Raw genomic sequence first — 23,572 nt, 5'->3', positions numbered from 1 at the left:
TCTATTCCTCCTGAGCTAACGCCTGTATGCTATCCGTTGGAGGATATATCTGATTATGCGCATTGTCTTGAATCTTAAATCCAGTACTAGTTGTATTAAATTCCAAATAGTATTGCTTTTTATCTACTTCATATTTAACGCTCATTACATTTTTAGAACTTTCATCAAATTCTATATTATCTATTCCTAGCAATTCTTCCGTTGTTTTGGCAATCCCTTGCTGGCTAAAACTTTCATTTCCTTCAATATAACTGTCCATTACTGCTAAGTAAATTTGCCTTCCAGTATCCACTACTTTTAATCTTTGAGCTTTAGCTCTATATCCATTGAATTTAGGTATTAAAAAACTGGCCATAACTAATATTATTGACATAACTATTATAAGCTCAATTAAAGTAAATCCCTTTTTTTTATTTTTAGATAGCTTCCTATTTTTCAAACTTATTCCTCCTTACAATCATATACTTAGTATATAGATTCAATTGAATCTAGTGTATTCATTACTGGAATTAAAATTTTCATAATAACACAAACGACTATTCCACCTACTATTAGTATAGTAATTGGCTCAACAAGCTTAGAAATTTTATGTATTGTTTCATCTATATCAAATTTATGAATTGCTGCTGCATTCTCTATCATATCTTCCAAATTTCCCGTCTCTTCTCCTATAGATATCATTGATATAAACATATTATCAAACAAACTTTCTTCTTCTAAAGCCTTGGATAAACTCATTCCTTCTCTTATATCAGAAATGACTTTAGATAATTTGCTTTTAATCTGATCATTATCTACACTATCCTTAATAATTTCAAAAGCAGAAATAATTGGTATTCCGCTATTTATCAAAATATTTAAACTTCTAGCAATGTTAATTTCCCATATGCTTAAAAAAACTTTACTTATTATAGGGACTTCAAACTTAAAGTGATTTATTACTTTAGTTAAATTCATCTTTTTATATAAAATCAATAATAAAATACATGCAATTATAAAAGATATCTTAAATGTATTGAATGTAATTACTTTATTCATATTCATTATACTCATCATGCTTTCTGCATCTATAGATAAGTCACTAGTTTTAGAAATATCGCTTATAAAATTAGGTAATATTTTTAAAGTAAGAAATAACACAATTATTATTGTACTAATAAGAACCGATAGCGGATATACTAATGAAGTTTTTATCTTCTTTTGAATGTTGTATTGTTCAATATAATATTCCGACAGACTAGAGAGTATATTATCTAGATTACCACTATATTCACCTATTTTTATCATTTGAATCATGAATTCAGGATAAATTTGAGGAAAATTACTTAAACTAGAGTGAATTTCTTTGCCATTTTCTACATCGCATTTTATGCTGTATAAACTATCCCTAATTGAAGAATTTAATCTTTGAGTACAGAGAATATCCAATCCTTTTGATAAATTTATTCCAGATTTTAATATCTCTGAAAACTGCTTGCAAAATATAGCTATATCTTTAAAAGTAACTTTACTAAACAAAACTTTACTTTTACTTAATCTATAATTTAATAAAAATAGATTTTTTTCATGAATTATATGGAACAGTTCTCTCTCATCTTTTAATGCATATTTACCTCTAACAATTTTTCCTTTCATATCTAAAGCTTTGTATTTATATGTTTTCATAACAAATCCTCATCATTTCATCAACTGTTGTAATTCCATTCATAACCAGCTCCATGCACTTATTTTTTAATGTTGACATCCCGTTCTTTGTACTAAATTCGCTTATTTCAAGAGAAGAAGATTTTTTTCTTATCAATTCTCTATGATTATTAGTGATATGCATAATTTCGAATATGGCACTTCTTCCCTTATACCCTGTTCCATTGCAGTATTTACATCCTGCACCCTTAAAAATCTTCACATTATTATCTAATGATAAAATTTTCTTCTCCTTATCTGTAGGACTATATTCTATTTTGCAGTTTTCACATATATTTCTTAAAAGTCTTTGTGCAATTACTGCAACCAGTGAATCGGCTATTAAATAATTAGGCACATTCATATCAGCAAGTCTTACTATTGCACTAGCAGCATCATTAGTATGGAGAGTAGATAATACTAGATGGCCTGTTATAGCCGCTTTTATAGCAATTTTAGCTGTTTCTTCATCTCTTATTTCTCCAACCATGATTATATCTGGATCTTGCCTTAGTATACTTCTAAGTCCTGTTGAAAAAGTAAGTCCAGCCTTGCTATTTACGTTCATTTGATTAATTCCTTGTATTTCATACTCTACTGGATCTTCAATAGTAATTATATTTTTTTCTTTAGAATTTAGATGATTCAACATAGCACACAAAGTAGTGGTCTTACCGCTTCCAGTTGGACCAGTCACTAGTATGATGCCGTTTGGATTTCTCAAAATGTTTTTTATTTCTTCTCTTTGTGTTACATCATTTAATAAATTTTCTATATATATTCCTTTACTTAGTTTATATAGGATTCTTATTGCTATTTTTTCTCCATATAAAATTGGAATTGATGATACCCTTAAATCAAATTCTTGATTATTAAATGTATATCCCATTTTGCCATCCTGTGGAAGCAGCTTTTGTGATATATCCATACCTGATTTTATCTTTATCCTAGTACATATTAATGAGTATATTTCCTTTGGAATTATCATTTCTTCTTTTAATAACCCATCAATTCTAAATCTCACTATAGAGTCATTTTCTCTTGGTTCTATATGTATATCACTCGCTCTTTCTTTTATAGCCTCACTAATTATTGAATCAGTTAGTTTAACTATAGATGTTTTTTCAACTATTTCATCATCAACTTTTTTCTTTATCAGATAACTATGATTCTGTGATTCATAATTCTCATAATAATTTTCTATTGCACAGAGTATTTTGCTTTTTTTCTCTATGTAAGGAATAACCTGCTTATTAGTAATAAACCTTATATCATCGATTGCAGAATCATTTAATGGATTGTACATAGCGACATATAAATCATTTCCTTCTATATCAAATGGAATAACACAATATTTTTTTACTATTTCCTTTGGTAAAATTTTTATAACTTTAGTTGGAATGGAAGCTTTATCTAGGTTTGCATTTTTTATATCAAATTCTTTACCAATGATTTCATAAAACATATTTTCATCAATAAATCCATTAGATATAAGTATTTCATCCATTGCTTTTCCAGTAGTATTTTGAATATTTATTATGTTTTCATAATCTAGTTTTGTTATGATATTATTTTTTATAAGAACTTTTACCAGTCTATTCATCATATTTATCACCATAACTAAATTTATTTAATTATCAAATCATTTACATATTCTTTCCAACATAAAACTTTTTAATCAATTTTTCCAAAAAATAAAAATCCCATTAATTAAATAGGATTTTTATCATTTCATATTAAACTTATACTAAACTGTTTCTCCCTCAAAAACTGTAACTGCTGGTCCAGTCATAAGTACTTCTTTATCTAACAGCTTGATTAAAAGTTCTCCACCCGGCACCATTACTTTTACTTCATCATCTATATATCCCAATAACTTAGCAGCTACTACAGATGCGCAACTTCCTGTTCCACAAGCTAAAGTTGGACCTGCACCTCTCTCCCAAGTCTTTACCTTGATAACATTTCTGCTAACTATCTCACAAAAGTTTACATTAGTACCTTCACAAAACATGTTATGTTTTTCTATATACTTTCCTTCTTCAACATTTATATCATCTAAGTTACAAAAAATAACTGTATGAGGTACTCCCATTAGCATAGAAGTTATAGTATATTCCTTACCATTTGCAACTATATTTTTATTTATAATTTCTTCTTCTGATTCAGCTGGTATTAATTTAGGGTTTAACGAATAAGTCCCCATATCAATAGTTACTTCAGAAACCTCTTCATTTTTAACTGTTAAATCAGCTATTTTAACACCGTTTCCTGTTTCAATTTTAATTTTGTCTTTGCATATAATTTTTTTATCAAATACATATTTTGCAAAACATCTTATGCCATTACCGCACATAGCTGCATATGACCCATCAGCATTTATAATTTTCATCTCTATATCTGCTATACTACTTTTTCTGACAAAAAGTATCCCATCAGCTCCAATTCCAAATCTTCTATTACATAACTTTTGCGCTATATCGCTCTCCTTTCCTTTCAAATTTCTATTTAAATCTTCAATAACTATAAAATCATTTCCTGTTCCGTGCATCTTAGTAAATTTCAATTAAATCCCTCCAATTAAAAAGCACATACTTTTGGCCAATGTATTTTCTCTATTACTTATTCAATTATTGATTATTGTCTATGTAAATACTATACTATAAAGAGTAACTACTTGTGAAGTGTTTAAACTTCTTGCCTTGCAGCTATGTAGTTGTAACTTAAGAAAGGATGATAATATGGCATTAGATGGAATATTCTTATTTAGCTTAGTAGAAGAATTGAAAAATGTTATTATAGGAGGAAAAATTGATAAAATAAATCAACCTGAAAAGGATGAAATAATTTTAAACATACGTAAGGGGAGAATAAATCACAAATTGCTTATAAGTTCTAGTTCTACCTACCCTAGGATACATTTAACTAAGTTAAATAAACCTAATCCTATGAAAGCTCCTATGTTTTGTATGGTCCTTAGAAAGTATCTTACCAATGCTAAAATACTAGATATAAGCCAAATAGACAGTGATAGAATTGTAATTATTCGTTTCGAAAGCACAGATGAATTAGGATTTAATAGTGTATATTTCCTTATCACTGAGATTATGGGAAGACATAGTAATATAACATTAGTTAGAGAACGCGATAATATGGTCATGGATAGTATAAAACATATTACTTCTGATATAAATACCTATAGAAGCATATTTCCAGGAGTTAAATATATCTATCCTCCAAAGTCCAATAAGCTCAACCCTTTCAATTTTACTTATAATGATGTTTATGCTTATATAAAGGATAACAATATAAATTTTAATAAATACATGTTTTCTAGTCTCTTTACCGGTATAAGCAAAACTTTATCTACAGAAATATGTTTCAATTTAACATTAAATAATATACCTTTAGAGGCAAGTTTTCTAAATAAAATATTAGATTATACTAAAATTATAATTAATAAAATCTTAACTAAAGATTTTAAATACACCTTATACAAGAGCAGCGAAAGAAATTTTATAGATTTTTATTGCATAGAACTTAGCAGTTTAAATGAATATATAAAGGTTTCATATTCATCGCCATCCAATTTAATAGAAGATTTTTATTTTACTAAAGACAAGTTAGACAGATTAAAATCTAAAAGTTCGGATCTTCAAAAGGTTATAATTAACAATATAAATAGATGTACTAAAAAGAGTAAAATATTGAACAATACATTAAAACAATGTAAAGATAAAGAAAACTATAGACTATTTGGTGAACTTTTAACTGCAAATATATATGCATTAAAAAAAGGCATGAAAGAAATCGAAGTTGACAACTATTACAGCGAAAACTATGATAAAGTAAAAATATACTTAGATGAAAACAAAACTCCTTCAGAAAATATTCAATCTTATTATAAAAAATATAATAAGTTAAAAAAATCAGAAGAATCTGCCTATGAACAACTTAAACAAAATGATGATGAATTAGAATACCTACAATCCGTTTTAACAAATATACAAAATGTAGATAATTATGCTGAAATTGAAGAAATAAAAAAGGAACTAATAGAAACTGGCTACATTAAATTTAAAAAATCATATAAGTCCAGCAAAACAAAGATGTCAAAGCCTATGCATTTTGTTTCTACAGATGGATTTCATATTTATGTAGGAAAAAACAATATTCAAAACGATTATCTTACATTAAAATTTGCACATAAAAACGATATTTGGCTCCATACTAAAAATATTCCTGGATCTCATGTTATTATAAAAAGTGTAGATACTATACCGGAAAATACCCTAAAGGAAGCTGCAAACTTAGCAGCATATTACAGTAAGTCTCAGAATTCTTCCAATGTTCCCGTAGATTATACACAAGTAAGAAATGTGAAAAAACCTAGTGGAGCAAAGCCTGGAATGGTTATATATTATACTAACCAAACTATATATGTAACACCTGAAATACCTAATCTAAAGCAAATAATAGATTAAATATAAATAAAAAGTGGCTATTGCAATATGCATAAAAGTCCTGTATAAAATCAAAAGCCATGCATAAATAGGGAAATATATTTCCTTATATGCATGGCTTTTATTTATGATAGTTTATAAATATTCGTTTTGCAACAGCCACTTTTGCAGCAATTATGTCTCAAATATTTTAACAGAATCTTCATTATCAATTTCTGAAACCATTACAGAAATTATCTCTTTCCTTGAAGTTGGAACATTTTTACCAACATAATCGGCTCTTATAGGAAGTTCCCTATGTCCTCTATCTACAAGCACTGCCAGCTGAATATTAGCAGGCCTTCCACATTTAATAACAGCTTCCATAGCAGCTCTTGCTGTTCTTCCTGTATAGAGCACATCATCAACTAAAACAACCCTTTTATCTTTAACTCCCATATCCAAGCAGCTTTTATTAAGTATTGGTTGTTCCCCAATCTCTGTTAAATCATCTCTATATAGAGTTATATCTACAGAACCTACTTCAACCTTTGCGTTTTCAAACTCTTCTATAAGTTTACTTATTCTTTTTGCTATAGGAACTCCCCTTCTTTCTATTCCTACAAGCAATAAATTCTCTACACCCTTATTTTTTTCAATTATTTCATGTGCTATTCTTGTGAGAGTTCTTTTCATTGCTTTTTCATCCAAAAGAACCGACTTAAACTCCATATTTGCTCCTCCCCATCTTTTATATTAAGTAATTTTAGTAATTCATAATAAACCATAATTTATTAAGAAAGCTTTCTCAATACTTCCTTAAAATAATCTGGTAAATCTGATTCAAATTCAATATATTTTCCTGATGAAGGATGTATAAACCCTAATTTTTTAGCATGAAGCATCTGACCATTTAAACTAAATTTCGACTTTTTAAATCCATATATAGGATCTCCTACTAGAGGATGTCCTATATATGACATATGTACTCTTATTTGATGAGTTCTCCCTGTTTCCAAAATACATTTTACTAAAGTATTTTTCTCATATCTTTCTATGACCTTATAATGAGTTACAGCCTTTTTTCCTCCTTCAACTACTCCCATCTTTAATCTATCTTTAGGATTTCTTCCTATTGGTTTATCAATAATCCCTTCATCATTTTTTAGTCTACCTTCTAATAAAGCTATATACTCTCTTTTCATTGTATGTTCTTTCAATTGTTCTGCTAATCTTTTATGAGCCTTATCATTTTTAGCTACTACTAATATTCCAGAAGTATCCTTATCTATTCTATGAACAATCCCTGGTCTTGCAACACCATTTATACCTGATAAATCCTTACAATGGTATAATAGAGCATTTACAAGTGTTCCACTATAATTACCTGGCGCAGGGTGAACGACCATTCCTTGTGGCTTATTTACTACTATAACATCTTCATCCTCATACAATATATTTAGAGGTATATTTTCAGGTTCTACTATTAGCTCCTGAGTTTCAGGAATATTTATAGTAATAATATCATTTAGTCTCAACTTATAATTGCTTTTTTTTATTTTATCATTTACCTTTACATTTTCTTCTTCTATAAGTTTTTGTATGTATGATCTTGATTTATCTTCATAGTTTTTTGATAAAAAAACATCTAGTCTAAAATTAACATGTTCATCATCTACAATTAGTCGTTCTATGTCCATTACTTACCTTCCCTTAATATTGAAATTGCTAATGCTACAGTTCCCACAACTACTAATATATCTGCTATATTAAAAGTAGGAAAATAATATATATCTTTATAATGTAACATTATAAAGTCTACTACATATTTATATATAATTCTATCATATAGATTTCCTAAAGCTCCTCCTATTATAAGAGCTAAACTAATTCTAGTCAGTTTATGAATTTCCTTCTTATATTTTATTAAATAATATATTATTGCCAAAATTACTATTAAAGTTACTATTGATAGTAATAAAGTCTTTCCTTGAAATATTCCGAAAGCAGCTCCTCTGTTTTCTAAATATTGAATAGAAAAAAAGTCTTTTATAATTACTATATCATTTCCAAATTTTATAGTCTTTAAGGCCCATACTTTAGTAATTCTGTCCATTAATATTCCAATTATAATAATTGCAATCTCCAAAATATCCCCCCCATAGTAAACTATAACTTACAGCTTATACATAAAGTTTTATTACAATATTAATAATTTTACAATATCAAGTATAAGCTGTAAAAATATTTATTTCATATAATAGTAAGTTGTTTAATCTGGTAATTGTCTTTTATATTGTTCATTGCTTATCTTTTCTACATCTTCCACATATCCTATTTCATCATCATCTTCACCATAATGTCCATAATCATATACATTTTCCATTCTGTTAAATTTATCAACGCTTTGATAGCTATCCTCAGTGTCAAATCCAATTGCATCTGAGCCATCATTATGTCCATATCCAAAAGGTTCTTCTATTACTTCCTCTTCTGGTGGTCTATTATGATTTTCTGGAGGCATAGATTCGTATTGAGCCTTTTTACAATTAATGCAGTACTGAGTATAAGGAATAAATTCTAATCTTTCTTCTGAAATTTCTCTTCCACAAGCTTTACATTTTCCATATGTGCCCATATCTATCTCTTTTAAAGCATCATTTATAGAGTTTAATATTTCAATTTCATTTTTATGAAGAGCGGCACCTTTAGCTTTATCATAAAATTGTTGCCCAGTATCTGCCGGATGGTTGTCATAAAGAGATAATTCTGATGATAATTCATTATCAGACTTTATGTTTTCAAACTCCTCTATTTTTTCTATAAGATTAAGCACTCTTGACTTTTCATCTAATAATCGTTTTTTTAACTGTTCCATTTTAGCCTTATCCATATAATAACAGCCCCTTTAAAATAATAATCAGAATCTGTTATTTATTTTTTTCAAAGAAATTTATTTTATTACACTAGGCTAAAATCTATATTAATTTTTTTTACATTTTCAATTATATTCTTTAGTGTTTCCATAGAAATAGTCTGTGAAGAATCTGACATTGCTTCATTAGGTACTATATGACTTTCAATTTCTAGTCCATCTGCGCCAGCAGCTATAGCTGCCATAGACATTCTTGGAACCAGTTCTCTTATTCCTGTACCATGACTCGGATCTACAATTATAGGCAATTTGTACTTTTCTTTTATTACAGCAACTGCATTTAAATCTAGTGTATTTCTTGTATAGTTTTCGAAGGTACGTATACCTCTTTCGCATAACACTACATTATAATTACCTTCTGCCATAATGTATTCTGCTGCATAAAGCCATTCCTCTATGGTTGAACTCATACCTCTTTTAAGAAGAATAGGAGTTTTTGTTTTTCCAACTTCTTTCAGCAAACTATAGTTATACATGTTTCTAGAACCAATCTGAATCATATCTATATAATCTACAGCTTTCTCCACATCTCTAGTATCCATTATCTCACTAACCACGGGTAATCCTATTTCTTTTCCAACTTTTTTTAATATTTTAAGTCCTTCATCTTTCAGTCCTTGAAAACTGTAGGGAGATGTCCTAGGTTTAAATGCCCCTCCCCTTATTATATCTACTCCTAAGGACTTTAATTTCTTGCCAATAGAAAGCATGATATCATAATCTTCCACTGCACAGGGTCCAGAAATTATAACCTTTTTCTTTCCTCCAATGACTACATCTTTTATCTGTACTCTAGATGAGTTTTCATCTGTTTTTTCAACAAGTAATTTATCCATTTATTATCACCTACATAGCTTGCAACATACCTTTTAATATATTAGTAGAATTTTTTACACCAATTGGAACAAACCTTTCATAATCTATATGAGCTCCATTATTAGCATTATCCGAAATAGATCTTATTATTACAAAAGGAATTGAATTTAAATAACATACTTGGGCTATACTTGCACCTTCCATCTCACATGCAATAGCATTAAATTTTTCATTTAACCATCTAATTTTCTCAACACTTGCTATAAACTGATCACCTGAGGCTATCCTTCCAATAAAGCTTTTATGTTCTGTAGAATTTTCACAAACCTTCTTCGCTAATCTAACTAAATCCAAATCAGCTTTAAAATCGTAAGTTCCCAATCTAGGTATCTGTCCAAGCTCATCTCCAAATACTGATGTATCCACATCATGTTGAATCAAGCTATCACCTATAACTACATCTCCAGGCATTATTTCTTTACCTATGCCTCCAGCAACTCCCACGTTAATAATTCTATCTACTTTGTAATCATCTATCAAAATTTGAGCACAAACTGCTGCATTCACCTTGCCTATGCCGCTTCTTACTACAACAACATCTTTTTCCCAAAGTTTTCCCAAATTGAATTCCATACTTGCCTTTTTATCCTTCTTTATAAGTTCAATATTTTTTAATAATATTTCAATTTCTTCATCCATAGCACCAATAATTCCAATAATCATAATATCTCTCCTTCTTTAAATATGTATATATGCTTATAATAGAATACAGTAATACTTTTTTATTGTCAATGATGCCCTTTTTAACTAAAAATAAAAAGCCTCAATATGAGACTTTTAGTTGTCTTTTACAAAAAAACTTTTTATAGAATCTAAATCATCATCAACTTGCTCGTTTTCCTCTAAAGACTCATTTTCTATTTCTTTAGGCTTAACAATATCCGAAACCTCAACCGCACTTCCGACATTATAATTTTTCATAAATTCTTTTTCCAAGCTATTGAATGTATCTAATTGTGCATTCATAAATCCCTTAAATTGAGCTCTAAATTTTAAAAACTCTTGCTTCATAGCTTCGTAATTATCCTGTATCTTTATAACATCATTGTGAGCCTTATCTATTATTTTTTGAGCTGATTCATTTGCTTGTCTAATTAGCAATTCAGATTCATTTTGAGCAGCAGTTCTAGCTTGCTCTGCAGCGGTTTGAGCTAATAATAAAGTTTTCTGAATATTTTCCTCTATCTGGGCATAGTGCTTTAATCTTTCTTCTAGTATTTCTATTTTTTCTTTAAGAGATGAATTTTCTTTATAGATAATCTCATAATCTTCAGAAATTTTGTCTAAGAATTCATCTACTTCATCACAATCATAGCCTCTAAGAGACTTCTTAAACTCCTTGTTATTAATATCCATTGATGTAATTACCATGTCATCCACCCCATACTTATACGTATTTTTTTATAACTAGCTTTTCTCTACCCTTTTGGGTTTTACCAGTGATCTCATGAATTTCAAATTTTCCGTATCCTCTAGCAGTTATAATAGCGCCAACATCTACATTTACATCTTTTTCTACAATCTTTTCATAATCGAGTAAAATTAACCCCTTTTTAATCATATCTGCAGAAATATTTCTAGATACACCACATATTCCCGCAACCACAGAATCAATTCTCATAGATGTAACCACTATATTCCTTTTTTCGAATTTATATTCAGGAACTTTAGTACTTTCTACATCTATAGTTTCAATTTCACAAGGACTTTTACCTATTCTGACCAAGTTTTCCTTTATAAATTTTGAAATATCGCTGCATACAGGGACATAGCAATCTTGGTCTTCCAATATTAAATCTCCAAATTTTTCTCTTTTTATACCTTGACTCATTAAAGCACCTAAAAAATCACCGTGTTTTAATTGAACAAAATTAGACTTATTCTTTATTTTTAACAACTCCACTGGATAATCATATATAGTATCAATTTCATCTTTTGACATTATACAGATAAGCCTTCTATCACTTTCATCAAAAACACCATAAGTACTAATTTTGCAGTTTAATTCCACGCCAATCTTAATTAAACTCTTCCAAATAACAGGTGGATAGAATTCATTTGTATATACGGGTCTTCCTATTTTTTCATGAAGAAAGATTTTATCATATATATTTGATAAAATCACCTTATCTTCATAGTTTATTTTTCTTAAAAATTCTTTCTTATTCATCTTAAAAAATTCCTAATACTGTGTTTACTATAGATTCGATTATCCATAATATAAACAATCCCATTATAGGAGATAAATCAACTGGAAGTCCTGGCATTAACCTATCCTGTATTTTCCTACCTGGAGACAAAAAAGGTTCTGTAAAGATATGTATCAGCCTTGTAAAAGAATTCTCTCTCATATATACCCATGACAAAATTACATCAATCATTATTAGTAATTCTATTAGGGAAAATAACAAACTAAAAGCCTTTTGTAACAATATCATTTTGTCCTCCAATATTACTTAGTCCAACTTAGTATCCCTTTACTTGATAATTCATTTTTTAATTCATTAGAAATTTCCACATTAGATGGAGAAATAATGTATACTCCCTTTTCAACTTCTTCTAATGAACCACCTAATGCATAACTAGCTCCTCCCATAAAATCTAATAACCTCTGAGCTATTTTTCCTTCAAGTTTGGTCATATTTACTACTATTATTTTTCTATTTTTTAAATTATCACATATTTCTATTGCCTCATCATAATCAGTAGGCTTAACTATTAGTATCTTTGCACTGGCTGTAGTATGAATACTTACAACTTTACCATTTTTAGATTTTCTTGAAGCAGCTGTATTAAATACATTTTCTATCTGTTCTTCTTCTTGTTCTATATTTTCATTTTCTACTTCTTCTATTTCTTCTGCTTCTTCTTCTAAACCTAAAAAATCCATAACTTTGTTAATCATTTTACCTGCCATTTTGCACCCTCCTAAATATTATTATATATTCTTTTACCAAATATTCCTTCACCAATCCTAATAATATTGGCACCTTCTTCAATAGCTATTCTATAGTCTCCAGTCATACCCATTGAAAGATATTCCATTGTTATATTATTATAACTCTTTTTTGACAGTAAATCATATATTTTTTTCATATCATTAAAGTACTTTCTGCATTTTTCCTCACTTTCCTTCGGAAGCACAGTCATGAGACCTTTTATTTTAACATTATTACACTTTTCACAAGCTTCAATAAGATCTTCCAATTCCTCTAATAAAATCCCAGTCTTATTAGGATCTTTTCCTATGTTTATCTGAATTAGAGCATTAGCTATCTTTCCTTTTTCAGAATATCTTTTTTCTATTTCTTCTAATAATTTAATGCTGTCTAAAGAATGTATTAGATAAACCTTACCTACAATATACTTTACTTTGTTTCTTTGTAAATGACCAATTAAATGCCATCTGACATCCTTGTGGAACTTTTCTTCTTTTTCTATAAGTTCTTGTACTTTATTTTCACCATAGTCTCTTATACCAGCTTTATAAGCTTCTTCCATTTCATCTAAGCTTCTAGTCTTTGAAACAGCAACTAAGGTAATACTTTCTGGAATCTCATTAATAATATTATTAATTTTTTCCTCTATGGACACTTTCACCGTCTCCTTACAAGTTATTTTTCTTTTAATTCCCTCATAAAACTATAATCATAGCTTTTATCGCTAGCTAAAATTTTTATTTTATCATATTTACTAATATCAACTTTAATTCCTCTAATTTTTAGAAAAGATATATACCCACCATCTGCTATCATATAGCTATATAGCTTATCTTTATTTCCTATTGCTTTTATGTTAAAAGGTCCAGGAACCTTGACTCCATCTAATTCAACAAAAACTCCCCAACATAATATGCTAGATCTATCAGTTATTCTCTGTCCATTGAGAGAAATAGCTTCTGCTCCTGCAACCTTTAGTTCATTTATTACATTCACAATATCAGCATCATGTACTATCCTAGCTGAATAATCAGTTGGATCTACTACACTTTCTTGAAATTCATCACTAGCATCGCTTAAGTTTATTACTATTCCTTCTCCTTCAACATCTACATTTCCTAGTATAATATCATTATTATATATTTCTTTGTTTACTTCCTCTAATACATCGTCCTTATTATTTTTATTTTCTTTATACGCTTGAAGTTTTTCATAATAATCATAATATTTCTCAGTTAAATTTTTAATGTCACTAGTGAGCTTTCTGTTATAATCATATGCTTCTTGATATTCTGCTGGTGTTAGAAATACCTTATTATTAATTTCACTAAAGTTCATATTAGATGCTATCAGTATTCCTATAAATATTGAAGCTATAAAAATAAATATATTAGCTTCATTAGTCTTCATTTAATCACCTCATTGATGTGGCTTTGCCCTTTCTAAGAGTAACCTTCTTACTGAAGAGAAATTATTAAATATTCTTTCTCCAAATACTATTATAGCTGCCAAATATATTGGCATGCCTAGCTTATCTCCTAAGTAGGTAAGGGCAACAGCTAAAACGGCATTACCAAAAAAACCAGAAATAAATATATCTGCTCTAAACTTTTTATCTATAGATGCCTTAATAGCTCCAAAAACTGAATCTAAGCATGCAAAAATCGCAACAGAAATATACGGCGAAAACTTCAAAGGAATACTTACATCCCAGAACATTCCTATTATAGTACCTAATATAAGTCCAATTAATATAATCATAAAAACACCTCTATTTATCTTCTATAGGTTTAGCATATTCTAACTTTAAACTCTTATCATACTTGTTAATCTGTACTTTATCTACTACTTCATACTTTACCTCATATCCATCAAAGCCTGTATTTAGCACTTCTGGAAACTCTAAGGCCTGCTTTAACTTTGCTTTATTACCTATGGCTTTAATAGTAATCCTTCTATACGGAGAAATTCTTTCATCATTTATTGTAATATAGTTACCAGCGTTTCTTATGCCAGTCCTGGATGTAATTCTTATATCATTTATAGATATAGCTTCTGCATCCGCTGCATTTAATTCATTTACGATCCTAATTAAATCTGTATCTATGATAGTTGGCCCTTCCATAGTTCCTCCGAAAAACTCATTTTGAGGGGTTAAGTATATTATAGCACCTTCTCCTTCTACAGTGACACTTCCAGTAAGTATTCTGGTATCTTCTAACTTTTTCACTATTTCTTTTGTTAACTCATCATTGTTGGAAGCAGCATCTTCGTAGCTTTTAATCTGAGTCTGAAGTTCATTTACTTTATCCTCTAAGCTTTGCTTTTGCTTTTTTAACTGTTCCATTTCTACAGTAATCTGTGCCACATTTCTTTTATCATCAGCTTCCTTTTGTTGTTTCATTATTGACTTTAACTGATACGTTATCATAAATCCTAAAAGTACGCATACAATACCTACAGATATTTGCGAACGTAACTTATTCATATAAGGTCCTCCTAGCTTTCTACTAAAAATACTGGGTCTCCTTTATAACTTACATCAATATACCCTTTTTTATTTGCTAATTTGTTATACATTAAAATATTTATAGCCATGTTATATTTTTTTTCCATGTTATCGCTTGTCCCTAATTTAATTACCATATCACCATAACATATTTTTATATCCGTTAAATCCTTTAAATCCACTATAGATGGTTCTGGTATACCTTCATTCAAATTTTTAATAAGCTTAGTTATTTCAGTTATAATCTCTATTTTTCTAGTATCCTGTACTTTGATTACTTCTCCAACCTTGTAATTATCTTTATCAAATCCATCAAGTCTAATAAGCTTCATTCCATTTATTATTTCTTTTTCTTCTAATATAACTCCATTACTATCTACTACAAGATATTTTTCACCTCTTTTAATATAAAACACTGCTGTTCTTTCTTCTACATGAATTTTAATCTTATTAGGCAACTGTCTTCTTATCTTTACATCCAATATATACGAGTTTTTCATTATATTAGTCTTACTACGCTTTAGATTTATATAGAAAATATTTTTTCCTATTTCAATGTTTGATAACTTTATAATCTCATTAGAAGTTATATTTCTATTATTTTCTACCTCTATAGTATTAATATTAAAATATGGCAATTTCAAACATAATATAATACTTATAGATATGAGCAGGATACTTAAAAGTATATATCTCTTTATTTTTTTTCTTTTCCTTCTTTTTTGAATCAGCTCATTTTCTCCATATTTATTTTGAAAGTTGTTTTTTGATATTAAGCTACTTTTCATAATTGAATCCTTTCAAAGCTTTTAAAATTTCTATCTCTATAATACCACATAATATATTAAGATTAAACTTGTTTAATACTTTTTTTAATTAAATTAATATATTTGTAATTATAATACAAAAAAGCATCGCTCCTGTGAACAATGCTTTTTTATTTAAGTTTTAATTAGTCTGCCTAGATATGTTAAGAAGCACTCCCATGGCAATTAAATTAAATACTAGAGAAGATCCTCCGTAGCTTATAAAAGGTAATGGTACCCCTGTAACAGGCATTGATCCAGTTACAACTGCTATGTTTATTATAGCTTGAACGGCAATTACTCCTGTTATTCCTATAGCCAATAAAGTACCAAATATATCTTTAGCTCTCACAGCTGTTCTAATTCCTCTCCAAATAAATACTAAGAATAAGCAAATAATGATAATACATCCTATTAATCCTAGTTCCTCACCAATAATTGAGAATATAAAATCATTGTGAGGTTCTGGTATGTAGTAGCACTTTTGTCTTGACTTTCCAATACCCATTCCTAATATTCCCCCTGATCCCAAGGCTAAAAGAGATTGAATTAATTGATATCCATCTCCCTTTGGATCTTTCCATGGATCTAGGAAACTTAGAAGCCTCTTCATTCTGTATGACTCAGTTACTGTAAAAGTTATTCCTGCCGCAAATACAAATGAAAACAGCATAGCCATATGCTTTATCCTGCAGCCTGATGCAAATAATACAATCATTGTAACAATCATTATAACTGATGCAATACTAAGATTTTTTTCCATCAGTACTATACCTGCAAAGAAACCTGATACCAACAAATACGGCAAAATACCATATCTGAATGTTTTTATCTTTTCACCCTTTTGCTCTATGCTTTTAGCCAAATATAGTACAACTACATATTTAGCAATTTCTGATGGCTGAATAGAAGCACCTCCTGGAAGGTATATCCACCTTCTAGCTCCATGATTATCAGGAAAAGCAAATACAGCAAAAAGTAAAATTATTGTTACTATCATAAGAAACTTTGTATCTTTCTTTAGTTTGTGATAATCTCTTTTTTCAGCAATAATCATAAAAGTACTGCCTATAATTGCCCATAATCCCTGCTTTTTTAGAAAATACATATCATCATAATTATAAGCTTTACTGTGCAGTGAAGCATATGAGCTAGCACTATATACCATGATTATGCCTATTGCCACTAAAATTAATATAGTTGTAAATAATACAAAATCAACCTGACCCATTTTATTTTTGGGTTTTTCCATAACATATCCTCCTATTTAGATTGATTATAGAGTTAACCTATTCATTTGCATTAAGGACAAAAAGCCAATCAAGCACAATATTACTGTTACTATAGAAAATACTGAAACAACTTTCGTTTCATGCCACCCACTCAGTTCAAAATGATGGTGTAATGGACTCATCTTAAAAACTCTCTTTCCAAATAACTTAAAAGATGTAACTTGAATTATTACAGACAATGTTTCTGCTAAATAAATACCACCAACAATTATAACTATTAAAGGAAGTTTCAGTATCATAGCCACTACTGCTACTGCTCCTCCTAATGCTAATGAACCAGTATCTCCCATAAAGATTTGTGCTGGATGAGCGTTATATCTCAAGAATCCTAAAAGTCCTCCGCCTATTGCAGCGCAGAATATAGAAAGTGTATAATAGCCTGTAGCATAGCTTACCACAGCAAAAAAAGTTATAACAAGCAAAGTAATACTTGTAGCTAAACCATCCAATCCATCTGTCAAATTTACAGCATTAGTAGTTGCTGCGAAGTACAATATTATAAATGGTACATAAAAAATTCCCAAATTCCATGTCTTGTGTATAAAAGGAACTATTATACTGCTGCCTATCTTAGGATCATTATATGCATAAAAAGCGATTATCGATGATACGATAAGGAGTAATAACATTTTTTGATACGCCTTTAATCCTTCATTTTTTTTATGTATTATTTTTAATAAATCATCGACTAACCCTATTATTCCGAAAGACACAAAAGCAAATATTGCAAGTAAAGTTTCAAAACCTGGTTTCTTTAATACAATAAACACTGTTATTATACTAGAAAGAATGAATATAATTCCGCCCATGGTAGGTGTTCCAGACTTTTTTTTATGACTTTGAGGTCCTTCATCTCTTATATTTTGACCAAATTTCAGTTTATGCAATAGAGGTATTAGTATAGGTCCTTGAAGTATAGATATAATAAATGCTACTAATACTGAATAAATCATCAAACTCATAATTCTATCTCCTTTAGCAGTTTTTAGCTTTAAGCTTGTTTACTATAGTTTCAAATTTCATGCTTCTTGAAGCTTTTATCAATATACAATCTTTCTCTTTGATATTTTCTTCTAAAAATTCACAAGCATCATCTACATTGTTGAACTCCTTAAATTTACCATCATCATTGAATCCTTCTTTATATGCCTTATTAAATTCTCCTATAGTAACAAGTAAATCTATTCCTTTATCCTTGGCATATTTAGCAACTTCTTTATGAAACTTATAAGACTCATCTCCTAGCTCTTTCATAGTTCCAAGTACTGCTATCTTTCTACCAACCTTCATAGTGCTCATTACATCAAGAGCAGCTTTCATAGAATCAGGACTTGCGTTATAACTATCATCAATTATAGTAAATTTATTTCCTTTTATTATGTCTAATCTCATTGACGTAGCGCTCAAATTTTTGATTCCTTCTTTTAATTTGCCGTATTCTATATTCATAATTCTACCAGCTGCAATTGCTAGTAAGGAATTTAGTACATTATGATTACCTGGAACCGGTATATTAAACCTCTCCTTCTCTATTCCATCATCTACAGTAAATTCAACGTGTTCTTCATCCGTGAATATATCAATCGCCTTAAAGTCTCCTTCTTTAAACCCAACTTTCACTATTTTATACTCTTTTGAAGAAATAGTTGATAATAGATCATTTTCTCCATTTACTATTAGTACATTATCTTTAGTGAAAAAGTCTGTAATTTCCATTTTTGCTTTTAGGATATTTTCTCTAGTTTTTAAATTTTCAATATGCGATATTCCTATGTTAGTCATTATAGCAATATCTGGTCTTGCAGTTTTTGCTAATCTGTGTATTTCTCCTAGGTTGCTCATGCCCATTTCTAAAACTGCTATATCATAGCTGTTATCTAGTTCAAATATCATCAAAGGAAGGCCTATTTCATTATTAAAGTTACCTTTTGTTTTAAAAACCTTGAACTTAGAACCTAAAGCTGCCGCGGTTAGATCTTTAGTAGATGTTTTTCCTGTTGATCCTGTTATTCCTATTACCTTTACTTTTAACTTACTTCTGTAATACTCCGCTAAGTCTAGCAAAGCTTTTTTTGTATCTTCTACTAATATAATAGAAGTACTTTTGCTTAGATCTTTACTTTTAAATTTTATTTCATCAACTATGCAAAGATTAGCACCTTTCTCACTAGCTTCTTTTATATAATCATTTCCATTAAAATTCTGACCTTTTAGAGCTATAAATATACTATCTTTGCATATTTTTCTTGTATCTGTACTCAAATTATTATATTTATTATCGCCAGCATTTATGTATACTTTTCCATTTATTGCTTCAACAATTTCTTCAAAACTTAGTGATTCCACTTAAAACAACTCCTTTATAATATCTCTTATTACTTCTCTTTCATCAAAATGTATAACTTTATCCTTTAGTATCTGATAGTCCTCATGACCTTTACCAGCAACAACTATAACATCACCTTTTTCAGCTATCTCCATGGCTTTTTTTATAGCTTCTTTCCTATTTTCAATTAAAATGTAATTGTCCTTCTCTATTCCATTTACAATATCTTTTAATATAAGCATAGGGTCTTCAGTTCTTGGATTATCAGATGTAATTATAGCTATATCCGATAGCTCTGAACCTATTCTACCCATTATAGGTCTTTTGGTCTTATCTCTATCTCCTCCGCATCCAAATACGCTTATTAATCTTCCTTTTGTAAACTCTCTTGCTGTTTTTAATATATTTTCTAATCCATCTGGAGTATGAGCGTAATCAATAATAACATCAAATCCTAAATTGTAATCTTTTGTTGCTATTTCACATCTTCCAGGAACAACTACCTTTTCAAGCCCTTCTTTTATTTTTTCTAATGAAATTCCTTCTTTAATACATGCTCCAGCGCTACATAAAGCATTATAGACATTATATCTTCCTGGAATACTTAACTGAATATGTATATAATCATTCTTATAATATAAGTCAAACTCTGCTCCTCTTGAATGATTCATAATATTTTTTGCAATTAAATCTCCGCTCTCAAGGGAATAAGTTAGTATATCACTAGCTTGTGGTATGTCCTTAAGCATCCTTCTTCCATACATATCATCTACATTAATTATAGAACTTTTTGCATTTTTAAATAACTTAAGCTTAGCTTTGTAATAATTTTCAAAGGTCTTATGAAAATCTAAGTGGTCCTGAGTTAAGTTAGTAAATATAGCCTGGGAGAAATTTAATCCATAGACTCTATTTAAACTTAAGGAATGAGAAGATACTTCCATTACACAATAGTCTACACCCTTTTCCTTCATTTTGTTAAACAATTCATGAAGTTCTAAGGATTCAGGTGTAGTCCTTTCCGATTTAATTTTTTCGTTTCCAATATAATTTGCTATGGTTCCTATAAGACCTACATTATATCCAGCATGCTCTAAAATCGATTTAATCATATACGTAGAAGTCGTTTTACCATTTGTTCCTGTGATTCCTATTAATTTTATTGTCTCTGCTGCATTTTTATAGAAATTATTTGATATTACAGCAAGCGCTTCTCTTGTATCCTTAACTTTTATTACAGTACAATTCAAACTATCTTCTAAGTCCTTGCTGCAAACTATAGCTGCCGCACCATTTTTAACAGCGCTATTTACATATTTATGTCCATCAACATTAAATCCCTCAATGCAAACAAATAAATCTTCTTTTTTGACTTTTCTCGAATCATATTGAACTTCACTTATGTTTAAATCTATGTTTCCTTGAACAACACTGTACTCTAATCCTCGTAATATTTCTGAAAGCTTCATATTAATAATCACCTCTTAATTAACAAATTAATGTGATTAGCATGGTTATGCTAATCACATATTATCTTTAAGTTAAAACTTTTTAAATTTCTCTTTTTTAATCTCCAAACTCATTAAGAGTTAAAACTATTGTAGCAGTGCCTTTATTTACTTTGTTTCCTGCTGCTATGCTCTGCTCAGATACTACTCCTTCTCCAATAATTTTAGCCTCAATTCCAAGGCTTTTAAGAAGTTCTATAGCTTTATCCTTATCATATCCTTTAAGATTTGGTACCACTACTTCCTTATTATAGTTTTGTGAGTCCCCGCTGTAAAGTACTATTTTGCCGCCTTCGCTTACGGCATAACCTGGTTTAGGCGTCATATCTACTATATATTCACCATCACCAGTTATTTCATAACTTAGTTTAGCATCTTTTAAAATCTTTGTAGCCTCTTCTTTTTTTAGTCCTCTTACTTCAGGAACAGTTACATTTCTAACCATAATTTTATCAGCATCGCTGCTATTTAGAGCCATATAATTAAATATATCAGTAAATACTTGTTTTGCAACTGGTGCAGCAATCTGTCCAGCATAGTATTTAGATGGATCTGGTTCATCAATAGATATAAACACAGTAATTTTAGGATCATCAGCTGGTGCCATGCCTCCAAAAGATGCAATATATTTACCTGCAGCATACTTACCATTTACAACCTTTTGTGCTGTCCCTGTCTTACCAGCTATTTTATATCCATCTACAAAAGCATTTTGTCCTCCACCTTCTGATACTACCTTTTCTAAATATCCTCTTAATTTAGCCATTACATCTTCATCTTCAATTTTTTTCTTTTCCTGTTCTATATTATCAAAATTCACATCAACTATTCTTTTATTATTTTCATCATAATGAACTATTTCTTTTACTACATGAGGTTTTATTAAGTATCCCCCGTTAGCTATTGCATTTAAAGCTCTCATATACTGTATAGCTGTTAATGTATTTGTCTGACCAAAAGATATGGTAGCTAAATCTGTTTCACTTATATTTTCAGTTTTCTTAACTATTCCTTTCGCTTCTCCTGGAAGATCTATACCGGTTTTTTCGCCTAATCCAAAGAGTTGTATATGTTTATTTAGCTTTTCTGCTCCTAACTTTCTTCCTAAATCCATAAATCCTACATTACATGAATTTTTGAGTATATCAGCAAATGTTTCTGTTCCATGACCAGTTCTTTTCCAACAGTGAATTGTTCTTTTCCCAATGGTTGTACCGCCTCCGCAGGTAACTTCATAACTGTCCTCATCTACTACTTTTTCTTCTAAAGCAGCAGCTGCTGTTATAACCTTAAAAATAGAACCTGGTTCAAAGGTATCACTGACAGCCCTATTTCTCCAATTCTTTTGAAGTTCTTCATATGTCTTCCCTTCCTCCCAAGGAGAATTAGGATTATAATCTGGTTTATTAGCCATAGCAAGCACTTCTCCATTCTTAGGATTCATCACCATAACAGTAACCGCTTTAGCCTTGTTATCAATTAAAGCTTGATCTGCAGCTTTCTCAGCAAAGTGCTGTATCATTTCGTCTATAGTAAGTACTACATCTTTCCCAGGTACAGGCTTTGTGTATTCTGAAATTGTATAAGGAAGATCTTGACTTTTGTTATCTGTCTCTGCAATTTTTACTCCTGGAATCCCTGCTAAGTATTTATTATAGGTTAATTCTACGCCTGTTAAGCCCTCTCCATCTGATCTTGTATGTCCTAATACATGGGCTAGGAAATTCCCATTAGGATAATACCTTTTTGTATCAGGTGATACTATAACTCCTCTCAATTTTTGTCCTTTAATTTCAATGTTTCTGACCTTATCCGCCTCTTCTTTTTCAATTCTTCTTTTTAAAGTAGCTGAACCAAGAGGTAATCCGCTTGGCAGAGTCTTTTTTAGAGTTTTAAGTACTTCTTCCTTGTCCATATTAAGAGCTGTAGCTAATGCTGATGCTATTTCTTCATCATCGATTTCATATTTTGCCTTTGTTTGTCTTAGAGTATTCATATCTAAGTCAACTCTATATACGTTAGCGCTTACTGCTAACTCTTGACCATTTCTATCCAAAATTTTTCCTCTTCTTGCCTCGATTTTAACTTCACTTGTCCATTGATCTGTAGCAATATTTTTATACTTTGGAGACTTTACCATCATAATATACCCTAATCTAATTGTCAGTCCAAAAAACAAAAGCAAAAGCATGCCAAAAACTACCAGCATCCTTCGCTTTACTATAACTTTGTCTCTATATTCCTTTTTAGCCACAC

25 protein-coding genes are annotated in these 23,572 nt (G+C 29.7%); 1 reads left to right on the top strand and 24 read right to left on the bottom strand.

What is annotated here, in order from left to right; all coding sequences use genetic code 11:
• Position 1: 1 nt before the first annotated feature.
• The 4 genes from ACFWTK_RS01800 to dapF all read right to left on the bottom strand — a co-directional run bounded on the left by ACFWTK_RS01800 (position 2) and on the right by dapF (position 4,249).
• Positions 2–439 carry a type II secretion system protein gene (locus ACFWTK_RS01800; protein ID WP_415874438.1) on the bottom strand — a complete coding sequence of 146 codons (438 nt, stop codon included), beginning with the start codon at positions 437–439 and terminating at the stop codon, positions 2–4.
• 26 nt (positions 440–465) lie between these two features.
• The gene (locus ACFWTK_RS01795) at positions 466–1,665 is read right to left on the bottom strand and encodes a type II secretion system F family protein (protein WP_415874437.1); all 1,200 of its coding nucleotides are present in this window, start codon (positions 1,663–1,665) and stop codon (positions 466–468) included.
• Positions 1,652–3,286: a GspE/PulE family protein gene (locus tag ACFWTK_RS01790; RefSeq protein WP_415874436.1), complete on the bottom strand. Its 1,635-nt coding sequence runs from the start codon at positions 3,284–3,286 to the stop codon at positions 1,652–1,654. The genes ACFWTK_RS01795 and ACFWTK_RS01790 overlap by 14 nt, the downstream gene beginning before the upstream one ends.
• Before the next feature lie 144 nt (positions 3,287–3,430).
• Positions 3,431–4,249, bottom strand: coding sequence for a diaminopimelate epimerase (gene dapF / locus ACFWTK_RS01785; protein WP_415874435.1), 819 nt, complete (start codon positions 4,247–4,249; stop codon positions 3,431–3,433).
• A gap of 175 nt (positions 4,250–4,424) precedes the next feature.
• Between dapF and ACFWTK_RS01780 the strand changes: the two genes are divergently transcribed.
• Positions 4,425–6,167, top strand: a complete 1,743-nt coding sequence (locus ACFWTK_RS01780; RefSeq protein ID WP_415874677.1) for an Rqc2 family fibronectin-binding protein — start codon at positions 4,425–4,427, stop codon at positions 6,165–6,167.
• A 153-nt stretch (positions 6,168–6,320) separates the two neighbouring features.
• Here ACFWTK_RS01780 and pyrR read toward each other — a convergent pair whose 3' ends face one another.
• From pyrR to ACFWTK_RS01680, 20 genes are all read right to left on the bottom strand, one after another.
• Entirely contained in the window at positions 6,321–6,857 is a 537-nt protein-coding gene (gene pyrR / locus ACFWTK_RS01775; RefSeq protein ID WP_415874434.1) for a bifunctional pyr operon transcriptional regulator/uracil phosphoribosyltransferase PyrR, read from the bottom strand.
• A 62-nt stretch (positions 6,858–6,919) separates the two neighbouring features.
• Positions 6,920–7,825: an RluA family pseudouridine synthase gene (locus tag ACFWTK_RS01770; RefSeq protein ID WP_415874433.1), complete on the bottom strand. Its 906-nt coding sequence runs from the start codon at positions 7,823–7,825 to the stop codon at positions 6,920–6,922.
• Positions 7,825–8,274: a signal peptidase II gene (lspA, locus tag ACFWTK_RS01765; protein WP_415874432.1), complete on the bottom strand. Its 450-nt coding sequence runs from the start codon at positions 8,272–8,274 to the stop codon at positions 7,825–7,827. The genes ACFWTK_RS01770 and lspA overlap by 1 nt, the downstream gene beginning before the upstream one ends.
• A 123-nt stretch (positions 8,275–8,397) precedes the next feature.
• Positions 8,398–9,018, bottom strand: coding sequence for a TraR/DksA C4-type zinc finger protein (locus ACFWTK_RS01760; RefSeq protein ID WP_415874431.1), 621 nt, complete (start codon positions 9,016–9,018; stop codon positions 8,398–8,400).
• 68 nt (positions 9,019–9,086) lie between these two features.
• Positions 9,087–9,896 (bottom strand): 3-deoxy-7-phosphoheptulonate synthase, encoded by an 810-nt coding sequence (gene aroF, locus ACFWTK_RS01755; RefSeq protein WP_415874430.1) that lies wholly within the window; start codon positions 9,894–9,896, stop codon positions 9,087–9,089.
• Between the two features lie 10 nt (positions 9,897–9,906).
• Positions 9,907–10,599, bottom strand: a complete 693-nt coding sequence (locus tag ACFWTK_RS01750) for a 5'-methylthioadenosine/adenosylhomocysteine nucleosidase (RefSeq protein ID WP_415874429.1) — start codon at positions 10,597–10,599, stop codon at positions 9,907–9,909.
• Positions 10,600–10,713: 114 nt separating this feature from the next.
• On the bottom strand, positions 10,714–11,307 hold the full coding sequence (locus ACFWTK_RS01745) for a DivIVA domain-containing protein (RefSeq protein ID WP_415874428.1): 594 nt from the start codon (positions 11,305–11,307) through the stop codon (positions 10,714–10,716).
• Positions 11,308–11,323: 16 nt separating this feature from the next.
• On the bottom strand, positions 11,324–12,106 hold the full coding sequence (locus ACFWTK_RS01740; protein WP_415874427.1) for an RNA-binding protein: 783 nt from the start codon (positions 12,104–12,106) through the stop codon (positions 11,324–11,326).
• Between the two features lies 1 nt (position 12,107).
• Complete coding sequence (locus tag ACFWTK_RS01735; RefSeq protein WP_415874426.1) at positions 12,108–12,374, bottom strand: YggT family protein; 267 nt, start codon at positions 12,372–12,374, stop codon at positions 12,108–12,110.
• 14 nt (positions 12,375–12,388) lie between these two features.
• Complete coding sequence (locus tag ACFWTK_RS01730) at positions 12,389–12,853, bottom strand: cell division protein SepF (protein ID WP_415874425.1); 465 nt, start codon at positions 12,851–12,853, stop codon at positions 12,389–12,391.
• Positions 12,854–12,864: 11 nt separating this feature from the next.
• The gene (locus ACFWTK_RS01725) at positions 12,865–13,554 is read right to left on the bottom strand and encodes a YggS family pyridoxal phosphate-dependent enzyme (RefSeq protein WP_415874676.1); all 690 of its coding nucleotides are present in this window, start codon (positions 13,552–13,554) and stop codon (positions 12,865–12,867) included.
• Positions 13,551–14,285, bottom strand: a complete 735-nt coding sequence (locus ACFWTK_RS01720) for a DUF881 domain-containing protein (RefSeq protein ID WP_415874424.1) — start codon at positions 14,283–14,285, stop codon at positions 13,551–13,553. The genes ACFWTK_RS01725 and ACFWTK_RS01720 overlap by 4 nt, the downstream gene beginning before the upstream one ends.
• 9 nt (positions 14,286–14,294) lie before the next feature.
• Complete coding sequence (locus ACFWTK_RS01715; RefSeq protein ID WP_415874423.1) at positions 14,295–14,636, bottom strand: small basic family protein; 342 nt, start codon at positions 14,634–14,636, stop codon at positions 14,295–14,297.
• A 10-nt stretch (positions 14,637–14,646) separates the two neighbouring features.
• A complete protein-coding gene (locus ACFWTK_RS01710) occupies positions 14,647–15,363 on the bottom strand; it encodes a DUF881 domain-containing protein (protein WP_415874422.1) in 717 nt (238 codons plus the stop codon).
• Between the two features lie 11 nt (positions 15,364–15,374).
• Complete coding sequence (locus tag ACFWTK_RS01705; RefSeq protein ID WP_415874421.1) at positions 15,375–16,172, bottom strand: cell division protein FtsQ/DivIB; 798 nt, start codon at positions 16,170–16,172, stop codon at positions 15,375–15,377.
• A gap of 160 nt (positions 16,173–16,332) precedes the next feature.
• Entirely contained in the window at positions 16,333–17,442 is a 1,110-nt protein-coding gene (gene spoVE / locus ACFWTK_RS01700) for a stage V sporulation protein E (protein ID WP_415874420.1), read from the bottom strand.
• A 24-nt stretch (positions 17,443–17,466) separates the two neighbouring features.
• The gene (mraY, locus tag ACFWTK_RS01695; protein WP_415874419.1) at positions 17,467–18,444 is read right to left on the bottom strand and encodes a phospho-N-acetylmuramoyl-pentapeptide-transferase; all 978 of its coding nucleotides are present in this window, start codon (positions 18,442–18,444) and stop codon (positions 17,467–17,469) included.
• Positions 18,445–18,457: 13 nt separating this feature from the next.
• A complete protein-coding gene (locus ACFWTK_RS01690; protein WP_415874418.1) occupies positions 18,458–19,828 on the bottom strand; it encodes a UDP-N-acetylmuramoyl-tripeptide--D-alanyl-D-alanine ligase in 1,371 nt (456 codons plus the stop codon).
• Positions 19,829–21,277 carry a UDP-N-acetylmuramoyl-L-alanyl-D-glutamate--2,6-diaminopimelate ligase gene (locus tag ACFWTK_RS01685; RefSeq protein ID WP_415874417.1) on the bottom strand — a complete coding sequence of 483 codons (1,449 nt, stop codon included), beginning with the start codon at positions 21,275–21,277 and terminating at the stop codon, positions 19,829–19,831. It abuts the gene before it with no gap.
• Positions 21,278–21,374: 97 nt separating this feature from the next.
• Entirely contained in the window at positions 21,375–23,570 is a 2,196-nt protein-coding gene (locus ACFWTK_RS01680) for a stage V sporulation protein D (RefSeq protein WP_415874416.1), read from the bottom strand.
• Positions 23,571–23,572: the final 2 nt, after the last annotated feature.

The organism is Clostridium sp. (genome assembly GCF_047777555.1).
Taxonomy (GTDB): domain Bacteria; phylum Bacillota; class Clostridia; order Clostridiales; family Clostridiaceae; genus Clostridium_H.
The sequence above is the reverse complement of the archived record's forward strand: the minus strand, read 5'-3'. Positions and strand labels throughout refer to the sequence as shown.

What these genes read in the sequence shown, in the direction of transcription:
- ACFWTK_RS01790 (WP_415874436.1), bottom strand. Translation starts at nt 3,286, where the DNA reads ATGAATAGACTGGTAAAAGTTCTTATAAAAAATAATATCATAACAAAA.
- ACFWTK_RS01750 (WP_415874429.1), bottom strand. Translation starts at nt 10,599, where the DNA reads ATGATTATTGGAATTATTGGTGCTATGGATGAAGAAATTGAAATATTA.
- ACFWTK_RS01770 (WP_415874433.1), bottom strand. Translation starts at nt 7,825, where the DNA reads ATGGACATAGAACGACTAATTGTAGATGATGAACATGTTAATTTTAGA.
- ACFWTK_RS01780 (WP_415874677.1), top strand. Translation starts at nt 4,425, where the DNA reads ATGGCATTAGATGGAATATTCTTATTTAGCTTAGTAGAAGAATTGAAA.
- ACFWTK_RS01745 (WP_415874428.1), bottom strand. Translation starts at nt 11,307, where the DNA reads ATGGTAATTACATCAATGGATATTAATAACAAGGAGTTTAAGAAGTCT.
- ACFWTK_RS01715 (WP_415874423.1), bottom strand. Translation starts at nt 14,636, where the DNA reads ATGATTATATTAATTGGACTTATATTAGGTACTATAATAGGAATGTTC.
- ACFWTK_RS01710 (WP_415874422.1), bottom strand. Translation starts at nt 15,363, where the DNA reads ATGAATAAGTTACGTTCGCAAATATCTGTAGGTATTGTATGCGTACTT.
- ACFWTK_RS01730 (WP_415874425.1), bottom strand. Translation starts at nt 12,853, where the DNA reads ATGGCAGGTAAAATGATTAACAAAGTTATGGATTTTTTAGGTTTAGAA.
- ACFWTK_RS01740 (WP_415874427.1), bottom strand. Translation starts at nt 12,106, where the DNA reads ATGAATAAGAAAGAATTTTTAAGAAAAATAAACTATGAAGATAAGGTG.
- aroF (WP_415874430.1), bottom strand. Translation starts at nt 9,896, where the DNA reads ATGGATAAATTACTTGTTGAAAAAACAGATGAAAACTCATCTAGAGTA.
- mraY (WP_415874419.1), bottom strand. Translation starts at nt 18,444, where the DNA reads ATGAGTTTGATGATTTATTCAGTATTAGTAGCATTTATTATATCTATA.
- ACFWTK_RS01720 (WP_415874424.1), bottom strand. Translation starts at nt 14,285, where the DNA reads ATGAAGACTAATGAAGCTAATATATTTATTTTTATAGCTTCAATATTT.
- ACFWTK_RS01795 (WP_415874437.1), bottom strand. Translation starts at nt 1,665, where the DNA reads ATGAAAACATATAAATACAAAGCTTTAGATATGAAAGGAAAAATTGTT.
- ACFWTK_RS01735 (WP_415874426.1), bottom strand. Translation starts at nt 12,374, where the DNA reads ATGATATTGTTACAAAAGGCTTTTAGTTTGTTATTTTCCCTAATAGAA.
- spoVE (WP_415874420.1), bottom strand. Translation starts at nt 17,442, where the DNA reads ATGGAAAAACCCAAAAATAAAATGGGTCAGGTTGATTTTGTATTATTT.
- ACFWTK_RS01705 (WP_415874421.1), bottom strand. Translation starts at nt 16,172, where the DNA reads ATGAAAAGTAGCTTAATATCAAAAAACAACTTTCAAAATAAATATGGA.
- pyrR (WP_415874434.1), bottom strand. Translation starts at nt 6,857, where the DNA reads ATGGAGTTTAAGTCGGTTCTTTTGGATGAAAAAGCAATGAAAAGAACT.
- ACFWTK_RS01760 (WP_415874431.1), bottom strand. Translation starts at nt 9,018, where the DNA reads ATGGATAAGGCTAAAATGGAACAGTTAAAAAAACGATTATTAGATGAA.
- ACFWTK_RS01685 (WP_415874417.1), bottom strand. Translation starts at nt 21,277, where the DNA reads ATGAAGCTTTCAGAAATATTACGAGGATTAGAGTACAGTGTTGTTCAA.